The organism is Mycobacterium gordonae (assembly GCF_001417955.2).
Classification (GTDB): Bacteria; Actinomycetota; Actinomycetes; order Mycobacteriales; family Mycobacteriaceae; genus Mycobacterium; species Mycobacterium gordonae_B.
In genome coordinates this window covers 1-2,514 of sequence record NZ_LKTM01000141.1, presented here as the reverse complement: position 1 = coordinate 2,514, position 2,514 = coordinate 1, and the positions used below count along the sequence as shown (strand labels likewise).

Below are 2,514 nucleotides of genomic sequence, written 5' to 3'. Positions count from 1 at the left end.
GCGAATCCCTCGTCATCGGGATCATGTAACGCCATCTATCGCTGAAGATTCACCGCCACTTACCTCTGAAGATCACAGCTGGTCGCGGTGTCTCGTTTCTTGTCTCACAGCGGCGTGTCTCAGATCAGTTGGACCGCAGCATGTGAGACGGTGTGCCGGTGACCGCCATCCTTGGCTATGCCCGCGTTAGCACCACCGGCCAAGACCTCGACGCACAACTGGCGGCGCTGAGCGCCGCCGGCGTCGAGCCGGCGCGCATTTTCACTGACAAGCTGTCCGGATCGGCGAAGAGTATTCGCCCGGGTCTGACGGCGATGCTGGACTACGCCCGCGCCGATGACACCCTCGTCGTCTGCGCGATCGACCGGCTCGGTCGCAGCGTTTTTGAGGTCACCCGTACCATCACCGAACTCGCAGAGCGCCGAATCACGCTGCGCGCCTTGAGAGAAGGGATTGATACCGCGACGTCAACCGGGCGCGCGGTGGCGGCGATCATGGCGACTTTGGCCGAGCTTGAGCTTGAGCTCGGCCGGGAGCGGCGCGCCGCATCGCGCGAGTCCCGCCGCAGTCGCCAGCTGCCGGCCACTAAGCCGCCCAAACTCACTGCCGATCGCCAAGAACAGCTTCGCCGGCTCGCCGCGACCGGTGAACCGGTCCGAGAGTTGGCCGCTGCCTTTGGGGTTGGGCGTGCCACCGCATACCGCTATTTAGCAGCAGGAGGATCAGCAGCACGAGGGAGCCATGAGTATGCCGGAAGAAAGTGATGCCGCCGGAGCAGGCCACAGACCGCCCTTGACGCCCGAGCAGCTCAATGCCCTCACGGCCTCGCTGTTCGAGGGCCGCCTCGGCTTGGAGTTCTCTGAAATCGGAGCCGACCGCGTTCGCGCCAGTTTGACGATCGGGACCGGGTTGCGACAGGCCAGCGGAGTCACCCACGGCGGCGTGTACTGCTCGATGGTCGAATCCGTCGCCAGTGTGGGAGCGAGTATTTCGCTCAATGGCAAGGGCTACGCGGTGGGAGTCAACAACAACACCGACTTTTTGCGAGCAACGCGCGAAGGTGTTGTGACTGCCGAGGGCACCCCCGTGTTCCGAGGTCGGCAACAGCAACTTTGGCGAGTCGTCGTCAAGGGCAGCGACGGTCGTGAATGCGCCCAAGGCCACGTGCGCCTGCAGAACGTGATGGTTGACCCCGCAGAGGCATTGCAGATTGGGCGGCCACTCATCTGAGCTGATCAGTCGAAGGACGCGGCGCTACGCTGCTGTGTCGTGGAACGGACGCGCCTGGACACGGCTCGGATCCGAGCCGCCCGCCGGGTAATTGACCCGGTTTTCCTGGACACCCCGCTGTACCGCTGCGAGGCGCTGGGGCCCGACCTTGGGTGCGCGGTGAGCATCAAGCTGGAAACGGCGAACCCGGTACGCAGCTTCAAGGCCCGCGGCGCCGAGGTCGTGGCGAGCCTGCTCGCCGACAATGGCTCGACCGCCGTGGTGTGTGCCAGCGGGGGCAACCTCGGCCAGGCCCTCGCGTGGTCTGGTCGCGCCAGGGGTCTTGACGTCACGGTCGTGGCATCCCGGTTTGGCCCCGCGGTCAAGCTCGATCGCATGCGCGCACTGGGCGCCAGATTGGAGTTAGTGGACGGCGATCACGACATGGCGCGTGCCCGAGCGGCAGCCATCGCGCGGCATGAGGGCATCCGGCTGCTCGAAGACAGCTTGGACATCGAAACCTGTGAGGGCGCGGCGACCATCGGCCTGGAACTGGTGGACGCCGCATCGTCGTTCGACGCCGTACTGATCGCTCTGGGCGGCGGAGCGCTGGCTACCGGTGTCGGGCATGTGCTGAAGGTCTTCGCGCCCGAGGTGGAAGTGATCTGCGTTCAGCCGGCCGGCGCGGCGGCGATGACACTTTCGTGGCGCCAGCGGCGTGTTATCAACACCGATTCGACGGACACCATCGCAGACGCTGTCGTCGGGCGGTGTCCCATTTCGGCCGTCCTCAACGATCTCCTGCTCGTCGTCGACGACGCCGTCTTGGTGCAGGAGGCATCGATCGTCGCCGGTATGCGGGTGCTTCTCGAGGGCGCTGGCCTGGTCGTGGAACCGTCGGCCGCGCTCGGTGTCGCAGCGGTCCTCGAAGACCGCGACCGCTTCGCCGGCCGACACGTCGTCACCATCGTGTGCGGCAGCAACGTCGACCTAGACGCCTATCACCGCTGGGTCGGTGCCGGTGCCGGTGCCGGTGCCGAGGACCCGCTGACTCTTAATTAGCGGATCCGACGGTGGAACCCCTGATAGGCCGTGACACCGACGCTTGGTTGGCGGGGGTTTGTCATATCCGCGTGTTAAACCAGCGTCATGAACCAGCTGTACACAAAGAACGGCAGACCGCTCCAGGTCTCCGGTTCCGCTCTTCACTCGCGATCAGGGCAGTACTTGGTGGCTATGACAGTTTGATTCAGGACCGGTGTGACGGCCTGATTCAGGACCACCTTCTTTCAGACCGGTGTGTTG

At 64.9% G+C, this 2,514-nt stretch carries 3 protein-coding genes; all 3 read left to right on the top strand.

What is annotated here, in order from left to right:
- The first annotated feature begins 158 nt into the window (after positions 1-158).
- Genes AO501_RS13380 through AO501_RS13370 form a run of 3 tightly spaced genes read left to right on the top strand, consistent with a single transcriptional unit; the run spans position 159 to position 2,271 of the window.
- Positions 159-764 (top strand): recombinase family protein, encoded by a 606-nt coding sequence (locus AO501_RS13380; RefSeq protein WP_055578193.1) that lies wholly within the window; start codon positions 159-161, stop codon positions 762-764.
- On the top strand, positions 748-1,230 hold the full coding sequence (locus tag AO501_RS13375) for a PaaI family thioesterase (RefSeq protein ID WP_055578192.1): 483 nt from the start codon (positions 748-750) through the stop codon (positions 1,228-1,230). The genes AO501_RS13380 and AO501_RS13375 overlap by 17 nt, the downstream gene beginning before the upstream one ends.
- 39 nt (positions 1,231-1,269) lie before the next feature.
- Positions 1,270-2,271 (top strand): threonine ammonia-lyase, encoded by a 1,002-nt coding sequence (locus AO501_RS13370; protein ID WP_055578191.1) that lies wholly within the window; start codon positions 1,270-1,272, stop codon positions 2,269-2,271.
- The last annotated feature ends 243 nt before the right edge of the window (positions 2,272-2,514 follow it).

Coding starts and splice junctions, on each gene's coding strand:
- AO501_RS13375 (WP_055578192.1), top strand. CDS start 748: ATGCCGGAAGAAAGTGATGCCGCCGGAGCAGGCCACAGACCGCCCTTG.